This is a genomic window from Psychroserpens sp. SPM9, assembly GCF_025153525.1.
GTDB lineage: Bacteria > Bacteroidota > Bacteroidia > Flavobacteriales > Flavobacteriaceae > Psychroserpens.
Genome location: NZ_JANZNR010000003.1, coordinates 291,970 through 309,336, shown reverse-complemented (window position 1 = coordinate 309,336; position 17,367 = coordinate 291,970). Strand labels below are relative to the sequence as shown.

At 35.3% G+C, this 17,367-nt stretch carries 15 protein-coding genes; 4 read left to right on the top strand and 11 right to left on the bottom strand.

The genetic code is table 11. The annotated features are described in order from the left end of the window. Positions 1-112: 112 nt before the first annotated feature. From N4270_RS07760 to N4270_RS07730, 7 genes are all read right to left on the bottom strand, one after another. Positions 113-697 (bottom strand): hypothetical protein, encoded by a 585-nt coding sequence (locus N4270_RS07760; RefSeq protein WP_260096457.1) that lies wholly within the window; start codon positions 695-697, stop codon positions 113-115. Between the two features lie 39 nt (positions 698-736). Further along, positions 737-2,065, bottom strand: coding sequence for an MFS transporter (locus N4270_RS07755; RefSeq protein ID WP_260096456.1), 1,329 nt, complete (start codon positions 2,063-2,065; stop codon positions 737-739). Between the two features lie 69 nt (positions 2,066-2,134). After that, entirely contained in the window at positions 2,135-2,965 is an 831-nt protein-coding gene (locus tag N4270_RS07750; RefSeq protein WP_260096455.1) for a M48 family metallopeptidase, read from the bottom strand. A 95-nt stretch (positions 2,966-3,060) separates the two neighbouring features. Further along, positions 3,061-5,466 carry a glycoside hydrolase family 31 protein gene (locus N4270_RS07745; protein ID WP_260096454.1) on the bottom strand — a complete coding sequence of 802 codons (2,406 nt, stop codon included), beginning with the start codon at positions 5,464-5,466 and terminating at the stop codon, positions 3,061-3,063. A 156-nt stretch (positions 5,467-5,622) separates the two neighbouring features. After that, a complete protein-coding gene (gene glgB, locus N4270_RS07740; protein ID WP_260096453.1) occupies positions 5,623-7,527 on the bottom strand; it encodes a 1,4-alpha-glucan branching protein GlgB in 1,905 nt (634 codons plus the stop codon). A 3-nt stretch (positions 7,528-7,530) separates the two neighbouring features. After that, on the bottom strand, positions 7,531-9,162 hold the full coding sequence (locus N4270_RS07735; protein WP_260096452.1) for a trehalose synthase: 1,632 nt from the start codon (positions 9,160-9,162) through the stop codon (positions 7,531-7,533). Position 9,163: 1 nt separating this feature from the next. Beyond that, positions 9,164-11,101, bottom strand: a complete 1,938-nt coding sequence (locus tag N4270_RS07730; RefSeq protein WP_260096451.1) for an alpha-1,4-glucan--maltose-1-phosphate maltosyltransferase — start codon at positions 11,099-11,101, stop codon at positions 9,164-9,166. A gap of 152 nt (positions 11,102-11,253) precedes the next feature. On the opposite strand from N4270_RS07730, the gene msrB reads away from it, so the two are divergent. From msrB to lpdA, 3 genes are all read left to right on the top strand, one after another. Next, positions 11,254-11,736, top strand: coding sequence for a peptide-methionine (R)-S-oxide reductase MsrB (msrB, locus tag N4270_RS07725; RefSeq protein ID WP_260096450.1), 483 nt, complete (start codon positions 11,254-11,256; stop codon positions 11,734-11,736). A 103-nt stretch (positions 11,737-11,839) separates the two neighbouring features. Continuing rightward, complete coding sequence (locus N4270_RS07720; RefSeq protein WP_260096449.1) at positions 11,840-12,394, top strand: DUF1572 domain-containing protein; 555 nt, start codon at positions 11,840-11,842, stop codon at positions 12,392-12,394. Between the two features lie 56 nt (positions 12,395-12,450). Further along, positions 12,451-13,827 (top strand): dihydrolipoyl dehydrogenase, encoded by a 1,377-nt coding sequence (gene lpdA, locus N4270_RS07715; protein ID WP_260096448.1) that lies wholly within the window; start codon positions 12,451-12,453, stop codon positions 13,825-13,827. Positions 13,828-13,884: 57 nt separating this feature from the next. Here the strand turns inward: lpdA and N4270_RS07710 are convergent, their stop codons facing one another. The 4 genes from N4270_RS07710 to N4270_RS07695 form a co-directional block, all read right to left on the bottom strand. Then, a complete protein-coding gene (locus N4270_RS07710; protein ID WP_260096447.1) occupies positions 13,885-14,364 on the bottom strand; it encodes a hypothetical protein in 480 nt (159 codons plus the stop codon). Between the two features lie 25 nt (positions 14,365-14,389). After that, the gene (aroQ, locus tag N4270_RS07705) at positions 14,390-14,815 is read right to left on the bottom strand and encodes a type II 3-dehydroquinate dehydratase (protein ID WP_260096446.1); all 426 of its coding nucleotides are present in this window, start codon (positions 14,813-14,815) and stop codon (positions 14,390-14,392) included. A 75-nt stretch (positions 14,816-14,890) separates the two neighbouring features. Further along, a complete protein-coding gene (locus N4270_RS07700; protein WP_260096445.1) occupies positions 14,891-15,490 on the bottom strand; it encodes a porin family protein in 600 nt (199 codons plus the stop codon). 190 nt (positions 15,491-15,680) lie between these two features. Next, the gene (locus N4270_RS07695; protein ID WP_260096444.1) at positions 15,681-16,199 is read right to left on the bottom strand and encodes a hypothetical protein; all 519 of its coding nucleotides are present in this window, start codon (positions 16,197-16,199) and stop codon (positions 15,681-15,683) included. 252 nt (positions 16,200-16,451) lie between these two features. On the opposite strand from N4270_RS07695, the gene xerA reads away from it, so the two are divergent. Further along, positions 16,452-17,360 carry a site-specific tyrosine recombinase/integron integrase gene (xerA, locus tag N4270_RS07690; protein ID WP_260096443.1) on the top strand — a complete coding sequence of 303 codons (909 nt, stop codon included), beginning with the start codon at positions 16,452-16,454 and terminating at the stop codon, positions 17,358-17,360. The last annotated feature ends 7 nt before the right edge of the window (positions 17,361-17,367 follow it).

Here is a 17,367-nt window from a genome sequence, read left to right as displayed (position 1 = left end):
GGGTTTCTACAAACATACTAATTTATAACAAATTTTAAAGCAGTTAGAAGCACGCATAAAAAAAAGACCAGAAAAATTATGGTCTTTTTTTAATAATATTTTGAATTTGTATTTATAATGTTTTTTGCCAAACCGATGATGACACAGTAGAAATTGTAACTACAAAACCACTTTCATCTTCAATTTGAACTTCATCTTGAAAAAAGGTTAATGTTTGTCCGTCGGCACTTAATTCAAACTCTGCCATTTGTTCTCCTTGGGCAACTTCTGTGGGCGAGCCTTCGATATCTAATTCAAAAAAAGAACCATCAATCGTCATTATATTTCCACTTGTAGAATACACGCCAGAACCACTTACGTTAGTATAAGAATCGGTATAACTTGTTGTCTCTCCATCAACTGTAGTTGAGGACATTAATTCATAGTCTCCCTCAACGGTATAGCTAGATTCTGAAAACACCAACTCATAATCAGAACTTACAGCTTCAGTAGTAAAATCTACAATAAACTCTTGTCCAGCAAAGCTAGATTCTGAAATAATATCTGCATTAAATTCAACTAAAGACCAAGTACCCAATAATGAAGACGGATTAGTATCTGTGTTCTCATTAGTGAAATCTCCTTCTAAAGGTTCATTTTCACAAGTAAATGCACATAGGAGCATAAATAAACAAAATAGTAAGCTATATTTTTTCATGTTATATAAATGGATTCGTTGTTTAACAAACATACTAATTTATTTGTTTTGCTTAGGAACTCGGTACAATAAAATAATTCCGAACATAAAGAAAACAAAAAGGAATAATATGGCGTTTCGCATGGTACTAAGTTGTACAGTAGTTGCATAAATGGCCATACCTATAACAATTCCTATTTTTTCAGCAACATCAAAAAAGCTAAAGTACGACGTCGTATCTTCTGTATCTGGTAAAAATTTTGAATATGTAGAACGCGATAAAGATTGAATTCCGCCCATAACTAGTCCTACAAAAGCAGCTGTGATATAAAAATGAATAGGTAATGTTACAAAATAGGCAAAAACACATAAAGCCATCCAAATAAAATTGATAACGATTAAGGTTTTAATATTTCCAAATTTAGAAGAGGCCCTAGAGGTCAAGAAGGCTCCAAAAACTGCAACAATCTGTATCACTAAAATACTAATAATAAGCCCGAAAGTCTTATGACTACTATCATCCCAAGCAATTTCTTGTTCTCCAAAATAAGTTGCTACTAGCATAATAGTTTGTACTGCCATACTATATATAAAAAAAGCATAGAGAAACCTTTTTAACTGCAAATTTTCTTTTAATTGTAACCATACTAGTTTCAATTCTTTCAAACCATTAAACACAACAGATTTAGTTACTTTATGCCCTTTTGATACACCTTTAGGCAACATATAAAATGTATATTGGCTAAACAAAATCCACCAAACACCAACTGTAATAAAAGACGTTCTCATCGCTTCAACCGATGCTGCGTTCTTATCAGCTTCTGTTTCTCCAATATCGAAACCAAAAAGATCTGGATACATAACCATTCCTAAATTTAAAAGGAGTAGTACTACGCTTCCTATATAACCCATAGAAAACCCTTTTGCACTGATACTATCTTGTTGATCTTCGAAAGCTATATCTGGTAAATATGAATTATAAAATACAAGGCTTCCCCAATAACCAATCAAGCCCATGAAATAAAAAATGAGACTTAAATAAATAGTGTCTTTGCTGAACCAATACAAACCAATACATCCCAACCCACCAGTATAACAAAAGAATTTCATAAAGCTCTTTTTATTTCCGACATAATCTGCAATACCTGATAAAATTGGCGAAGTAAATGCAACGACTAAAAAAGTAAAGGCTGTGACATAAAAAATTAAGGCTGTGTGATCAAAGTCAAATCCAAATGCTCTTATCGTTTCATCATCTGTTAAAAAAAGTGTTGAATAAAACAATGGAAATATCGAAGACGCAATGGTTAAAGTATAAACAGAATTTGCCCAATCATAAAATGCCCAAGCATTAAGAAGTTTTTTACTTCCTTTTTCTAGGTTTGCCATAATTATAAATTAAAAAAGCTGCCCTTGATTGGACAGCTTCTAAATTACTATAATTTTTAATCAATACAATTAAAAGTTACCTAAAGGTCTAAATGAATCAATACCAAATTTCTTAGCTTCAGCTTTTGCTTTTGGAGCCCATTGTTGTAAATTACTAATTCTCGTATCATTAGATGGATGTGTGCTTAAAAACTCAGGTGGTGCTTCTCCTCCACTATTTGCTTTCATACGTTTCCATAGCTCTGCAGCTTCATCTGGATTATAGCCAGCAATGGCCATTAAATATAATCCGATTTCATCCGACTGTGTTTCGTGGCTTCTGCTAAAAGGTAACATCACACCAACATTACTTCCAATGCCATAGGCTTGATTAAAAATGCCGCGGGTTTGTTCATCTTTTATAGCAACGTTTCCTGCAACGGCTCCTAATTGCTGAAGCATTCCGGCACTCATACGTTGTTGACCATGGTTTGCTAAGGCATGAGCAACTTCGTGCCCCATGATAGCAGCTATACCTGTTTCATTTTGAGCGATTGGTAAAATTCCAGTATAAAACACAATTTTTCCGCCAGGCATACACCAAGCGTTCACAGTTTTATCATTCACCAAATTGTACTCCCATTTGTAATCATCTAAATAACCTTGATGACCATTAGCATTTAACCAACGTTCTGCTGCGACAGCAATTCGTTGTCCCACGCGTTTAATCATTTCAGAATCGGCAGTACCAGTAACGACATTATTTTCGGTCAAAAATTGATCGTACTGAGCAAATGCAGTTGGAAACAACTGCGAATTAGGCACCAATGCTAAGGTTTTCTTTCCTGTAAATGGATTTGTAGCACATGATAAAAATAGTGCTAAAGCACTGATCGCTACAATTTTATTTTTAATACTCATAGTTATTAGTTTTAATGTAAGCTAAATTTACGAAATGAATCTCTATAATTTTGACACAATACATTAATATTTTGTCACAAAAAAAACGAAGATTTTTATTTCCCTATTAAATGTAGCTCTGTAAACTCTTTATCTATGGTCATTGTAGAGATGCCATTTGATTTGACATGATCAAGAGGAATGATAACATTATCTAACTGAATCTCTTTAATTTCAAAAGGTAAACCATGAATTCGTAATTCAAAGGTTTTATAGCTGGCGTTAAATTTTCCTTCTTTATGTTGCTGAATAATGAGCTCGTTCGATTTACCCAATAATTTAAAGGTTCGGTAACTGTAACGTCCTTTTGTATAATCATAACCATCGTGTGCATCGTCAAACAGCTGAGAACTTTCTTTTCCTGTTTTAAAATATGCTTCTAAAATAACCGATTCAATTTGCTTCTCTCCAACGTATTGTTGCTTTGGATACTTTGGAATAATAGCCCCTTCTTTTACAAAAATAGGCATGCTATCAATATCGGCATCAACCCACATTTCTTTTCCACCTTTTATAACTTCATCTGTCCAGAAATTAAACCAATTCCCTTTGGGGATGTACATACGACGTCCTTTTGCATTTGGTTCTAATACTGGGCATGCTAAAATCTGATTTCCGAAGATAAATTCATCCGTTCTATAATGAGTTTGCACATCTTCTTGATCGTATAGTACTAATGACTTTAATAATGGTGTGCCCTGCTCTACATAATGCCAAAACGCAGTGTATAAATACGGTAATAATTCATAACGAATTTCGATAAACTTACGCACAACATCTGTCACATCGGTATCAAAAGCCCAAGGTTCTTGATCGCCATGATCACCTGAAGAATGCACTCTAAAAAAAGGATGAAAGATTCCTAATTGAATCCAGCGTGTAAACAATTCTCCTTGCGGCTGTTCTGCAAATCCGCCAATATCACTTCCAGCAAAACTAAATCCAGACATTGCCATACGTTGTGCTTGCACATTAGCAATCCATAAATGCTCCCAAGTAGCCACATTATCGCCTGTCCATGTAGACGTATAACGCTGTGTTCCCGAGTATGCCGAACGTGTAATTACAAACGGACGTTTTGGATAGGAGAACTTTTTAAGACCTTGGTAAGTAGCTCTTGCCATCTGCATCCCGTAAATATTGTGGGCTTTTCGGTGGCTACAAGGGTTTCCATCGTAATCATGACGTACATCATCAGGAAATGTTTTATTAGGCACTTCCATGACAGCTGGTTCGTTCATATCGTTCCAAACACCTTTAACTCCAATATCTTCGATGAGTTCTTTAAACAATCCAGACCACCAATCTCTAACTTCAGGTTTTGTATAATCTGGGAAATAACATTCGCCTGGCCATACCTTACCTTTCATATAAGGACCATCTGCTCGCTTGCAAAAGTAGTCGTTATCTAAGGCTTCTTTAAATACCGAATAATCTTTATCAATTTTAATTCCTGGGTCTATTATGGCGACAGTTTTGAATCCGTCATCAGCCAGTTCCTTCACCATACGTTTCGGATCAGGGAAGTAGTCTTTATTCCATGTAAAACAGCGAAACCCGTCCATATAATCTATATCTAGATAGATTGCATCACACGGGATTTGAAGTTTTCTAAATGTAGACGTAATCTCTTTAACTTTGCTTTCAGGATAGTAACTCCACTTACATTGATGAAACCCTAAGGCCCATAATGGCGGTAGCAAATGAGGTTTTCCTGTTAAATCGGTATAACTTTCAACCACTTCGGTCATTTGTGGTCCATAAATGAAATAATAATTCATTTCACCACCTTGAGCCCAGAAACTTGTGACATTTCTACGTTCATGTGCAAAATCAAAAAACGAACGAAACGAATTATCGAAAAAGATGCCGTAAGCTCTGTTGTGGTGTAATCCTGTATAGAAAGGAATCGCCTTATAAATAGGATCGGTATCTTTTCCGTAAGCATACGAATCGGTTACCCAGTTTTCGTAGCGTTTCCCTTTTAAATTTAAATGGTTGGGTTTGTCTCCTAAGCCGAAATAACTTTCGCCATCATTAGACACTTTACTCATTTTCACGATATTTCCGCCATGCTCATAGCTTTCTTCCCAGTGAAATCCTATTTCATCCTGGCTAATGGCTAAGCCATCAGCAGCATCAAACAATTGTACCTTTAAGGTGTCTTTATCAATATGACAAATGAGTTTAGATGTCGAAATTTTATAATGGGTTTTTAAATCTTCAATCTCTAATTTATTGTACCCGCGACTGGCGTATTTGGTAATGGCATACGAAAAATCATTTTCAAATTTTCCGGTGGTGGTATATCGAAAGCGTAACACACTATCTCTTACAACGGTTAACTGTAAGATGACTTCATTTTCGGTAGTAAAATATAAGGTGTCAACGTCTTTTTTAAAATCTATTATATTGGAAGGAAATAAATTTCCTTTACTTTCTAATTCTGTATTTACAATCATATGGTAATTTCTTTTGCAAAAGTCATGTAAAAAAACGGAAAAATTAGGACGAAAAAAAGGAATGTAATTAGTAATTACAACGAATTATCAACTATAACGATTTCGGTTATCAATATTATTAATAAAAGAAAAAAACTGCTGCTTTTTTATGTAATACTAAACGTATTTAAAAGCAACCATCCCTAGAGGTGGAATTGTTATTTCTACGGAATCATCTCTAAATTGCCAAGCTTCTTTTTGCGATGTTAAGGGTTTATTCTGAAATTCACCACTACCAAAATAGGCCCTTTGATCACTATTAAATACCTCTTTAAGTTTGCCTTTCTTCGGAAGCCCTATTCTGTAGTTTTCTCTTGAAACTGGTGTCATATTACAAGCTATAATAATGTCGTCTTTTCGCTTCTCTCCTTTTCGGATATAGACTAAAACCGAATTTTCGGCATCATTATAATCAATCCACTCAAAGCCTTCAGCTGAAAATTGTTTCTCGTGTAAAGCAGGTTCTGACTTATAAAAAGCGTTTAAGTCTTTAAGTAATTCTTGGACTCCTTTATGAGGTTTATATTCAAGTAAGTGCCAGTCTAAACTCTGTTGGAAATTCCATTCTTCGCTTTGACCAAATTCGGCACCTTGAAATAACAACTTAGTTCCTGGATGCGTAAACATATAACTGTAGAGTAATCGTAAGTTAGCAAAACGTTGCCACTCATCTCCAGGCATCCTACCTAATATGGAATGTTTACCATAAACCACTTCATCATGACTTAAAGGCAGCATAAAATTTTCGGTAAACGCATAAGTCATTGAGAATGTCAAATCATTCTGATGGTGTTTTCTGTAAACAGGTTCTTTTGCAAAATACTGTAAGGTATCGTGCATCCAGCCCATCATCCATTTCATTCCAAAGCCTAAACCTCCTAAAAATGTAGGTTTTGAGACCATTGGAAACGACGTAGATTCTTCAGCAATGGTTTGCACATCAGGAAACATATTGTAAACTGCCTCGTTCATTTCTCTTAAAAACGACATGGCTTCTAGGTTTTCGCGGCCACCATACATATTGGGTTCCCACTCGCCTTCATCTCTACTGTAATCTAGAAATAACATCGATGCCACTGCGTCAACCCGTAACCCATCAGCATGATACTGTTCTAACCAAAAAATGGCATTACTAATTAAAAATGATTTGACTTCGTTTCTTCCGTAGTTAAAAATAAGACTCTTCCAATCGGGATGATAGCCTTTGCGTTTGTCGGGATGCTCATACAAACACGAACCATCAAAAAATCCCAATCCGTGTGCATCTTCTGGAAAATGAGAAGGCACCCAATCGAGGATGATTCCGATATCATTTTGATGCAATTTATCAACAAGTAACTTGAACGCTTCAGGATACCCAAATCGCGACGTTGGCGCAAAGTAACCTGTGAGCTGATAGCCCCAACTCGGGTCGTAAGGATATTCCATAACTGGCATCAATTCAACATGCGTAAAATTCATGTCTTTGACATAGCTCACTAAGTCATCAGCAAGTTCTTCATAGCTTAAAAATTCGTTATCAAGTTTGCGTTTCCAGGATCCTAAATGTACTTCATATACTGAATAAGGCGCATTTAAAGCATTATGCTTTTTACGCTTTTTCATCCATTTGCTATCCTTCCATTTGTAAGGTTCGTCCCAAACAATTGAAGCTGTTTTTGGTGGATGCTCACAACGTCTCGCATAAGGATCGGCTTTTTCAGTTTTTATATCATTATTATGACTTTGTATTTTGTACTTGTAAGCACTCCCTTTTCCGGCTCCTGGTATAAACCCTTCCCAGATACCACTTTCATCCCAGCGTACATTAAGTTTGTGTTCGCCTTCAACCCAAAAATTGAAATCTCCAATCACCGAAACCATTTTTGCACTTGGTGCCCAAACCGCAAAATAGGTGCCTTCAATTCCATCTAAAGTCAGAATGTGTGACCCCATTTTTTCGTAGAGTTTATAATGCTTTCCTGATTTGAATAAGTTAATATCAAAATCGGTGAAAAGACTGTGTGCAATTACATTTGCCATAAGCTAGTTATTAATGATATTTGAAATTCCTTTTAAGGGAATGACTGCCCAACGCGGACGTGAATTTAGTTCGTAGCCTAATTCATAGACTGCTTTTTCGAGCATTGCATATTTTAGTAAAAATATACGCTCTTGATTATAACCAATATTTAAATTGGCTTCTTGAATTTTGATAATATAAGTTCCTAAAAAGACCCCTTTTAAGTATTGGTAAAGTATTTCACCTGCTTCAAAAAGTTCTGCTTGTTCTTGTTTATACAATTCAATATTGTTAAAAATTGTCGCATAAATAGCATAATGAAATGACCTAAACAAACCGGCAACATCCTTTAATGGTGGTTGCTTCACTTTCCGGTCACGGATGGTGCTTTCGGGTTCTCCTTCAAAATCGAGAATATAGAAGTCATCATCTTTAACCAATACTTGCCCTAAGTGATAATCCCCATGAACACGTATGCGTTCTCCTTTTAATTTGGTCCAGTCGAAATTAACAAACCGCTTTCTGATTTCATTTTTCTTATCCAGAAATTCGTGCGCTAACTCTAAAGCCAATCCGTCTAGTTTATGCAAACTATTCTCTATGGTATTTAATCTGTTTTGAAATTGATAGAGCAACCTATTTTTTAACCAAACCGTATAATCGCCATTAAAATGTGTTGGTGTAAAGGCTGTATCTTCAAACTCACTCCCTAAAGCAATGTGCATTTCTGCTGTACGCTTTGCCAGTGTTTGAATCTTAGTAAATACATTTAGTCCTACCCAATCTATAATTTCTGGCGGTACATCTATAATTTGAAGGCGACCAAAATCTTCGGTTCTTGGTAATTTTGAAACCTTGATTTTCTTGTATTCTAAGTTTGAAAATACTTTATGAAATTCGGATAGCATGTATTCCCAAGCATCGCCTTGATTTTCGACCATTTCTTGCATTAATCCAATAGTAATATTGGTGTTTTCCTGATCTTTAATCTGAATACTTCCCAAATAAGCTGGTGTGTTTTTAAAATCTTTCTTATCTGATAAAAACCGACTCATTTCATAGTCAGGATTACGGTCGGCATAAATACGTCTGAAAAACTTCAATACATATTTTTCGTTATAAACGATTGAGGTGTTACTTTGCTCCATTCCCATGAATCGTGAAGACTCGTACTGGCAATCTTTAAACAGTTCACTTTTATGATAACGTACTCGCGTTTTATCTTTAGGTAGCGCTGTTAAAATACGTTCAAAGACAACTTTTCTAAAGGCTTCCAGGTTCATAGCATCTATAATGAAACCTTCCTGATCTTGAATACTAATAGGCAAAATACGATCGTCTTGCGCAAAATTCTCGTCGGAGACAAAAGCAATTGGTAAAAAATAATGCTGGTAAAAGGCTTCGGTAAAATTGACTTCTAAAATGAGTCCGTAATAGACTTCGCCATGCTGCTGAATTCTAAAATATTCAGCCAGTTCAATGTATTTAAGCTGACTGGCTTTGCCGCCATACCAACGTTGCTTGATAATATAATCTTCTAACACATCCGACAAAAACACCTTGATAAACTGTTTGTTTTCAAGAAGCTCTTCCCACTTATCATCAAAATTATAAGGTGGTTGTAATGTTGTCGGTTGCGTTGCTTTTTTAGCCATTTTATTTATTTATCTTAAAGATATGAAATGGAAGCGTTGGATGCAACTCTACAAAATTCCATTCACTGTGCCAGTTATAGCTACTTCCTGTTACCAAATCTTCAACACGAAGTTGTTGTCCGTGATGAATACCTAAGTCTTGTAATGGTAGTTGCACATTCGCCTGTTGCGAATAGTATTGATCCAGACTAATGATGATTAACAACTCATTCGAACGGTCTTGATTCCACTTATAAAACGCCAGCAAATTATCATTTTCAATAGTGCAAAACTTAATATTATTGGTTTGTTGCAAGGCTTCATTTTCATGTCTAATGGTATTGATTTTTGAAATCAATAAGGTTAGTTTATTGTCCTTGAACCAATCGTAATGTTTGAGTTGAAATTTCTCAGACATATAATATTCTTCTTTTCCAGGAATAGCATCACTAATCATTTGCTCAAATACTGGTCCGTAAATACCAATACTAGAACTCAGTGTTGCTGCCAGAGCATAACGCTGAAGGTATTTTGACTCGTTAGCACCTTGTAAATGAAACGGATTAATATCTGGAGTATTTGGCCAGAAGTTTGGCTGCATATAGTCACGCATTTCAGTCTGCGTTAACTCATTCATATAAGTCATCAGTTCATGCTTATTATCTCGCCAAGTAAAATAAGTGTAAGACTGTGTATATCCTTCTTTAGCGAGACGTTGCATCACTTTAGGTTTGGTAAATGCTTCTGCCAGAAAAATCACATCTGGATGTTTTTTCTTGACTTCGGAAATGAGCCAGTTCCAGAAATAGTAAGGTTTTGTATGCGGATTATCAACGCGAAACACATGAATTCCACAATCAATCCAATAGAGCATTGCATCTAAACATTCTTCCCAGAGGTTTTTATAATCCTTACTTTCCCAGTAAATAGGCAAAATATCTTGGTATTTTTTTGGAGGATTCTCTGCATATTGAACAGTCCCATCGGGACGCCATTTAAACCAATCGGGATGCGAGGTTACCCATGGATGATCTGGCGCAGCCTGCAAAGCGTAATCCATGGCAATTTCAATATTGAGATCTTTCGCTTTTTTGATCAGACTTTTAAAATCTTTTACCGATCCTAATTGCGGATGTAAATCTTTATGACCACCATGTTTAGAACCAATTCCCCAGGCAGAACCCACGTCGCCGTCCTGAGCTTCGGTCGTGTTGTTTTTTCCCTTTCGGTTTACTTCTCCAATGGGATGCACTGGTGGAAAATACAAGGTATCAAACCCCATTTTCGCCACTCTTGGCAATAAGCGTTCACAGTCTTTAAAGGTTCCGTGTTGCCCTTCAACTTCTGAAGCAGAACGTGGAAAAAATTCATACCAGGTACTAAACCTTGCTTTTTTTCTATCGACATAAATCTCAAACGTTTTTGATTCGTTCGCAAGGTGCTTTTCAGGATATTTCACAAAAATCTGATGAAGCTCCTGACTTTTAGCAGCATTCACAGCGGCATCATAATTGGCTTCAGAAGCAAAATCATTGATACAGGACTGCAAAAACTCCTTTTCTTCTTTAGAGGCTTTTTTTAATAAAGGTTCTAAAAGCGTTATCCCTTCTAAAAGTTCAGATTTTACATGTTGATTATCGTCAATCTTGCGTTCTATACCATGTTGCCAGTTGAGTGCATAATCAACCCAACCTTGCACTTTATAAGCATAAAACCCTTGTTTCTCAACAAAAAAAGCTGCCTTCCACTCATCATTTTCAACAGGCTGCATTCGTACTTCATTCCATTTACGCTGACTCTCATGTTTGTACAAAACAGATGCGGCAATCACATCATGGCCGTCTACTAAAACATGAGCATCTACATTTACAATTTCATTAAGAACGCGTTTGATAAAAAACTCTCCGCCATTAATTTGAGGAGAAACCGCATCTATGACTACACGACTTTGGTTTTGCATATTGTTGGTTAATTAGTATTAAGATTGTGAAATTAATAAATTTAGTGGCAACTCGTATTAATATAGTGCGATATTTGAATTTACAACGTTTTCGTAAGTTTTGGTTTTTTATTCCGACTTAAAATATTCAAAAAACACCTTATTTTTATACCATGAAAAAGATAATAATATTACTTACACTCAGCATGTTTTTTAGCTGCAATTCGTCAGCACAAAAAAAAGAAGCCAAAGTGAAAGCAACCTTTCCTGTATCAAAAACTGATGATGAATGGAAAAAAGAATTAACTGCCGAACAATATTACGTCTTAAGAGAAGCTGGTACCGAACGCGCTTTTACGAGTCCGCTTAATAAAGAATACCGAAAAGGTACTTTTCATTGTGCGGCTTGTAACACGGCATTATTTAAAAGCAAACACAAATTTGATTCGGGTACAGGCTGGCCAAGTTTTGATCGTGAAATCAAAGGTAATGTTGCTTATTCTACCGACAACCATTTAGGTTATACACGCGTTGAAGAACATTGTGCGACTTGTGGCGGACACCTTGGACACGTGTTTGATGATGGACCAAGACAAACCACAGGAAAGCGTCATTGTATTAATGGTGTTGCCCTCATATTTGTACCTGAGAAGTAAGTACTCATAAAAAATTATACAATAGCATTATAAAATCTAACTATCGTTAAACATCGTTTTTAAGATTTTGTAGTGCTATTTTTATGCTTATAAATTAAGTGTTATGGAAAATTCTTATCTAATAAGTGTCACCAAACAATTTGAATATTATAAATCACTTGGAGACAAAACCATTACTGCTTTGACATTTGATGAAATTAAGCATGAATTTGCTGAAGACTCCAACTCTATTGCCATTATTGTTAAACATATGGTTGGAAATATGTTAAGCAGATGGACCCATTTTTTAACTGAAGATGGTGAAAAAGAATGGCGACAACGCGATGCAGAATTTGAAGATTCCTTTAAAAGCAAAGCAGAAGTTTTACATTACTGGAACCATGGATGGGCTTGTTTATTTGACGCCATCACACCATTAACTGCAAATGATTTGGAGCGCATCATATATATAAGGAATCAAGGACACACGGTAACTGAAGCGATTAACAGGCAATTGGCACATTACGCATATCATGTGGGACAATTAGTGTTTTTGGGAAAGTTAAACCAAGGAAAGAATTGGAAATCCCTATCTATTCCTAAAGGAAAATCAGCAACTTATAACCAAGAAAAATTCAGTAAAGAAAAAGGTCGCAGACATTTTACCGATGACCTTTAATATTACAATTAGGTTTTGTAACTTCGTAACCTTAAAATTAAGACAAAAAAAGACTCATGAGTAAATACGATATTATAGTACTTGGTAGTGGTCCTGGAGGCTACGTTGCAGCAATTAGAGCATCTCAATTAGGATTTAAAACAGCCGTTATTGAGAAAGAAAGTTTAGGTGGTGTTTGTCTAAATTGGGGTTGTATCCCAACGAAGGCCTTACTTAAATCTGCTCAGGTTTTTGAATATTTAAAGCATGCTGAAGATTACGGACTATCAGTTAAAGAATATGATAAAGATTTTACTGCTGTCGTTAAACGTAGTCGTGGTGTTGCTGAAGGCATGAGTAATGGTGTGAAATTTTTAATGAAGAAAAACAAGATTGATGTCATTGAAGGTTTCGGTACGCTTAAAACTGGAAAAAAAGTTGAAGTCGACGGAAAAGATTACAGTGCAGATCATATCATCATTGCCACTGGAGCGCGCTCTCGTGAATTACCAAGTTTACCTCAAGATGGTAAAAAAGTTATTGGTTACAGACAAGCCATGTCTCTGGAGAAACAACCAAAGAAAATGATTGTAGTTGGTTCTGGAGCTATTGGTGTTGAGTTTGCCTATTTCTACAATTCTATAGGTACTGAAGTCACTATCGTTGAATATTTACCTAGTATCGTACCTGTTGAAGATGAAGATGTATCTAAGCAATTAGAACGTTCATTTAAGAAAAGCGGAATCAAAATTATGACTTCTGCAGAAGTAACTTCGGTTGATACCTCAGGAACAGGTGTTAAAGCGACTGTTAAAACTAAAAAAGGAGAAGAAATTTTAGAAGCTGATTTGGTTTTATCTGCTGTAGGCATCAAGTCTAACATCGAAAATATTGGATTAGAAGACGTTGGTATTGCTGTAGATAGAGATAAAATTTTAGTCAATGATTACTACCAAACCAACATTCCAGGTTACTATGCTATTGGTGATGTAACACCTGGACAAGCTCTAGCACACGTTGCTTCGGCGGAAGGTATTTTATGTGTTGAAAAAATTGCTGGTCAGCATGTTGAAGCTATCGACTACGGAAATGTACCAGGTTGTACCTATTGTACGCCAGAAATTGCAAGTGTAGGTTTAACCGAAAAGCAAGCAAAAGAACAAGGTCTAGATATTAAAGTTGGAAAGTTCCCGTTCTCTGCATCTGGAAAAGCCAGTGCTGGAGGAAACAAAGAAGGTTTTGTTAAAGTTATCTTTGATGCTAAATATGGCGAATGGTTAGGATGCCATATGATTGGCGCAGGTGTGACCGATATGATTGCTGAAGCCGTATTAGGACGTAAGCTTGAAACTACAGGACATGAAGTTTTAAAAGCCATACATCCTCACCCAACTATGAGTGAAGCGGTTATGGAAGCTGTTGCTGATGCTTATGATGAAGTGATTCACTTATAAGAAAATCAAAAAAACATACTACTATACAAATGCGATTCTCAACGAGTCGCATTTTTTTTATAGCCTATATCCAATTCCGAAGAAGAGTCCGTTAGGAGAAATTTCCTGAAAGCCAAGCGTGTATTTTATATGCACATCTAAAGCTTCAGTGATATGGTATGCGGAACTTACATCACCTCGAATCTTAAATTTATTGGTAAAAAAATCGAAGAAATAATTAAGACTAGGTCCTAAAAGGATGTCCAGATTATGAGCCATTTCATATTTGGCATATAAAGGTGCATTTAAAAATTTAAATTCGCCTAAGCCAATGTAGAGTATTTCAGGTTGAAACGAAAAGGAATCATTAACATGAAAGTCTACAAAAATGCCTCCGTAATAACCAGTTTCAGTTTGAACACGCGGACCAAAATTAGCTTCAGTAACTTTAAAAAACGTGAGATTGAGTCCGCCTTTCACACCAAAATCCGTAGCCGTTTGAGCTTTAGAGCTAAAGCTAAAAACCAAACCTATTAAAAACAATACGAAAGATTTCATAGTTGTAATATTTTGAACGCGTTTGTTAGATCTCATCCAAAAAACTTTGCAAAGCCAATACGTAGCTTTGTAAGCCAAAACCCAAAATGACACCTTTGGCATTAGGAGAAATGTAAGATTGATGTCTAAACGCTTCTCTTGAAAACGTATTAGAAATATGGACTTCAACAACAGGCGTTTCAATAGCTTTAACGGCATCGCCTATTCCTACAGACGTATGCGTATAAGCGGCAGCATTAAGAATGATTCCATCATAAGAATAGCCAACCTCCTGAATCTTATCTATCAATTCGCCTTCGATATTAGATTGATAATGTTCTAACGTTATATTTTGAAACTTATTGACCAGTGTATCGTAAAAATCTGAAAATGTTTCCGTTCCGTAGATTGACGTTTCACGTTTGCCAAGCAAATTAATATTGGGACCATTAATAATGATAAATTTCTTCATAGAGTAAATATATTAAAATTTGGGCATAAAAAAACCGAAGCGTGAGCTTCGGTTCTTATAACTATTTTGTGAGGCTTAGAACTTGTAAGTGATACCAAAGTTGATATCAGATAAATCTAAGTTTAAACCAAAAGTGTTAAGCGCTTCAGCTCCATCAAAATCAGCTTTAGAGCTTGTGTAAGATAATGCTCCAATTGATGCTCTTAAAGCAAAACAATCTGAAACAAAGTAGTTTACACCTGGAGAAACTGCGATTCCGAAGCTATTCACTTTAAAATCATCATCAACACCATCTTCTTCTTCTTTAGAGCTTACATAAGCAACTCCAGCACCAACAGTAAATGAAAACTGGCTACCTGGTGTAAAGAAATACGTTGCACCTAATCCAGCACCAAATTGAGATTGTTTTTGTTCAAAATCTCCAACTTCTTGCTTTTGAGAACCAAATAATAAGTTAAATTCTAATGCAATGTTTTCTGATACAAAATAACCAACTGAAGGTGAAAAGTTAAGGTTGTTATTTTTTGCTTCATCTTGAGACTGGCTATCAAATCCAACTGTTCCTGAAACATATACATCTCCTTTAGTAAAACCACCTGTTGTGTTTTCATCTTGTGCATTTACGTTTGTAAATCCGAATACTGCTACTGCAGCCATAAGTAATACTTTTTTCATAATAATTAAGTTTAAAAATTGGGTTTATATTTTTAATAATTGGTCGGCAAACATAGACCTATTTTTTTAATCAAACAAGAAAAATAACATATATTTATGCTTTTAATCGGTAATATTTAACGTTTCAACGATTTATTGCATAAAAAAAGGAAACCATAAAGGTTTCCTTTTTTAAACTATTTTTGTGATTTTAGAAATGAATTGCAAATCCAACTAAGAATTGAAATGCGCTTTCATAAAACTCATCGTTCATTGAGACATTGTAACGTAACTTAGGCTCGATGCTAACATTTGATGCAGGAAACCATGCGTAACCACCTTCAACACCTACGTAAGAAGGATTCTCTTCAGCATCTTTAATGCTAGATCCTGTATAATCAACTCCCACTGGAAATTCACCACCAATATAGTACTTAGCTCCTACTTTGTAACTAAATACTGAAAAGTCTTCTCCTAAATCTGAGTATCCTAAACCAGCTTTAATCGCTAAGTTGTCTTTGATGAAATATCCTACTTCACCACCTGCAGACCATTGTGTTTCTCCATCAATGGATGTTAAAGAGATTGCTGTACTACCTGTAGTCCAAGAACCTGTGTTCGCTTCAATAACGATACTTCCTTCAGACAATGCATTACTGTCATCATCTTGTGCATTTACGCTTGTTAATCCAAAAACTGCAACTGCAGCTAATAACATTAATTTTTTCATAATAAAAGTTTTAAAATTGATTGATACAAACTAAATACTTTTTTTTTAGATAATGAACATTTTTTTACATCTTATTAACAATTTTATACACATTAAAAATTAATCAATTGATTTTCAATGTATTAAAAACAAAAGTTATTAACAATTTTTATAAAAATACGACATTTGTCGTATGTAAATGCTTGGTTTTAAGCCAAATATTTATAGTATTTTTAGCCTATTCAACTATAATTAAGGGTATAATTTAAACATATGAAATGGCTTAATGCATTAAACGATTATAAATATTATCTCAAAATTGAACGAGGCTTATCAGAAAACTCTATCATAAACTATCAATTAGATATTGAAAAGCTAATCAATTATCTAGAAATCAATTCGATAAACGTTTCACCAGTTCAAATTGATTATGACACTGTTCAGTCTTTTATATATACAACTTCAAAACAACTAAACGCTAGATCGCAGTCGCGCCTTATCTCTGGGTTGCGTAGTTTTTTTGCCTATCTCGTTTTTGAAGATTACCGAACGACCAATCCGCTAGATCATATTGAATCTCCAAAAATTGGACGAAAACTTCCAGACACCCTTTCTATTGATGAAATCGACACACTTATTTTAGCTATAGATTTAAGTAAAACCTATAATAATATATGTATAGGCGAACGCAACCGAGCTATTTTAGAAACCTTATATAGTTGCGGATTGCGGGTGAGTGAACTCATTAACTTAAAACTATCTGATTTGTTTTTTGATGAAGGCTTTATAAAAGTCACAGGTAAAGGCGATAAGCAGCGCTTTGTTCCTATTGGTCCCAACACTCAGAAGTATATAAATATCTGGAAGAGCGAACGTGCTAAAATCAATATTCAGTCCGAATATAAAGACACTCTTTTTTTAAATCATCGTGGTAAACAATTGACAAGAGCTATGATTTTTACCATTATAAAAAATCTTGCTAAAGCCATCAACCTCAATAAAGTCATTTCACCTCATACATTTAGACATTCGTTTGCGACTCATCTTTTAGAAAATGGTGCCGACTTAAGAGCGATTCAATTAATGCTAGGTCATGAAAGCATAACCACTACCGAAATATACATGCATTTAGATCGTTCACACCTTAAAGACGTCCTTTTAAAACATCATCCCAGAAAATAATCTGTTT

Excerpts from the sequence above, each read along its gene's own strand:
- N4270_RS07695 (WP_260096444.1), bottom strand. The coding sequence starts at position 16,199 with ATGAAAAAATTAATGTTATTAGCTGCAGTTGCAGTTTTTGGATTAACA.
- xerA (WP_260096443.1), top strand. The coding sequence starts at position 16,452 with ATGAAATGGCTTAATGCATTAAACGATTATAAATATTATCTCAAAATT.
- lpdA (WP_260096448.1), top strand. The coding sequence starts at position 12,451 with ATGAGTAAATACGATATTATAGTACTTGGTAGTGGTCCTGGAGGCTAC.
- N4270_RS07730 (WP_260096451.1), bottom strand. The coding sequence starts at position 11,101 with ATGCAAAACCAAAGTCGTGTAGTCATAGATGCGGTTTCTCCTCAAATT.
- N4270_RS07735 (WP_260096452.1), bottom strand. The coding sequence starts at position 9,162 with ATGGCTAAAAAAGCAACGCAACCGACAACATTACAACCACCTTATAAT.
- N4270_RS07750 (WP_260096455.1), bottom strand. The coding sequence starts at position 2,965 with ATGAGTATTAAAAATAAAATTGTAGCGATCAGTGCTTTAGCACTATTT.
- N4270_RS07720 (WP_260096449.1), top strand. The coding sequence starts at position 11,840 with ATGGAAAATTCTTATCTAATAAGTGTCACCAAACAATTTGAATATTAT.
- glgB (WP_260096453.1), bottom strand. The coding sequence starts at position 7,527 with ATGGCAAATGTAATTGCACACAGTCTTTTCACCGATTTTGATATTAAC.
- N4270_RS07760 (WP_260096457.1), bottom strand. The coding sequence starts at position 697 with ATGAAAAAATATAGCTTACTATTTTGTTTATTTATGCTCCTATGTGCA.
- N4270_RS07745 (WP_260096454.1), bottom strand. The coding sequence starts at position 5,466 with ATGATTGTAAATACAGAATTAGAAAGTAAAGGAAATTTATTTCCTTCC.
- aroQ (WP_260096446.1), bottom strand. The coding sequence starts at position 14,815 with ATGAAGAAATTTATCATTATTAATGGTCCCAATATTAATTTGCTTGGC.
- N4270_RS07710 (WP_260096447.1), bottom strand. The coding sequence starts at position 14,364 with ATGAAATCTTTCGTATTGTTTTTAATAGGTTTGGTTTTTAGCTTTAGC.
- N4270_RS07755 (WP_260096456.1), bottom strand. The coding sequence starts at position 2,065 with ATGGCAAACCTAGAAAAAGGAAGTAAAAAACTTCTTAATGCTTGGGCA.
- N4270_RS07700 (WP_260096445.1), bottom strand. The coding sequence starts at position 15,490 with ATGAAAAAAGTATTACTTATGGCTGCAGTAGCAGTATTCGGATTTACA.
- msrB (WP_260096450.1), top strand. The coding sequence starts at position 11,254 with ATGAAAAAGATAATAATATTACTTACACTCAGCATGTTTTTTAGCTGC.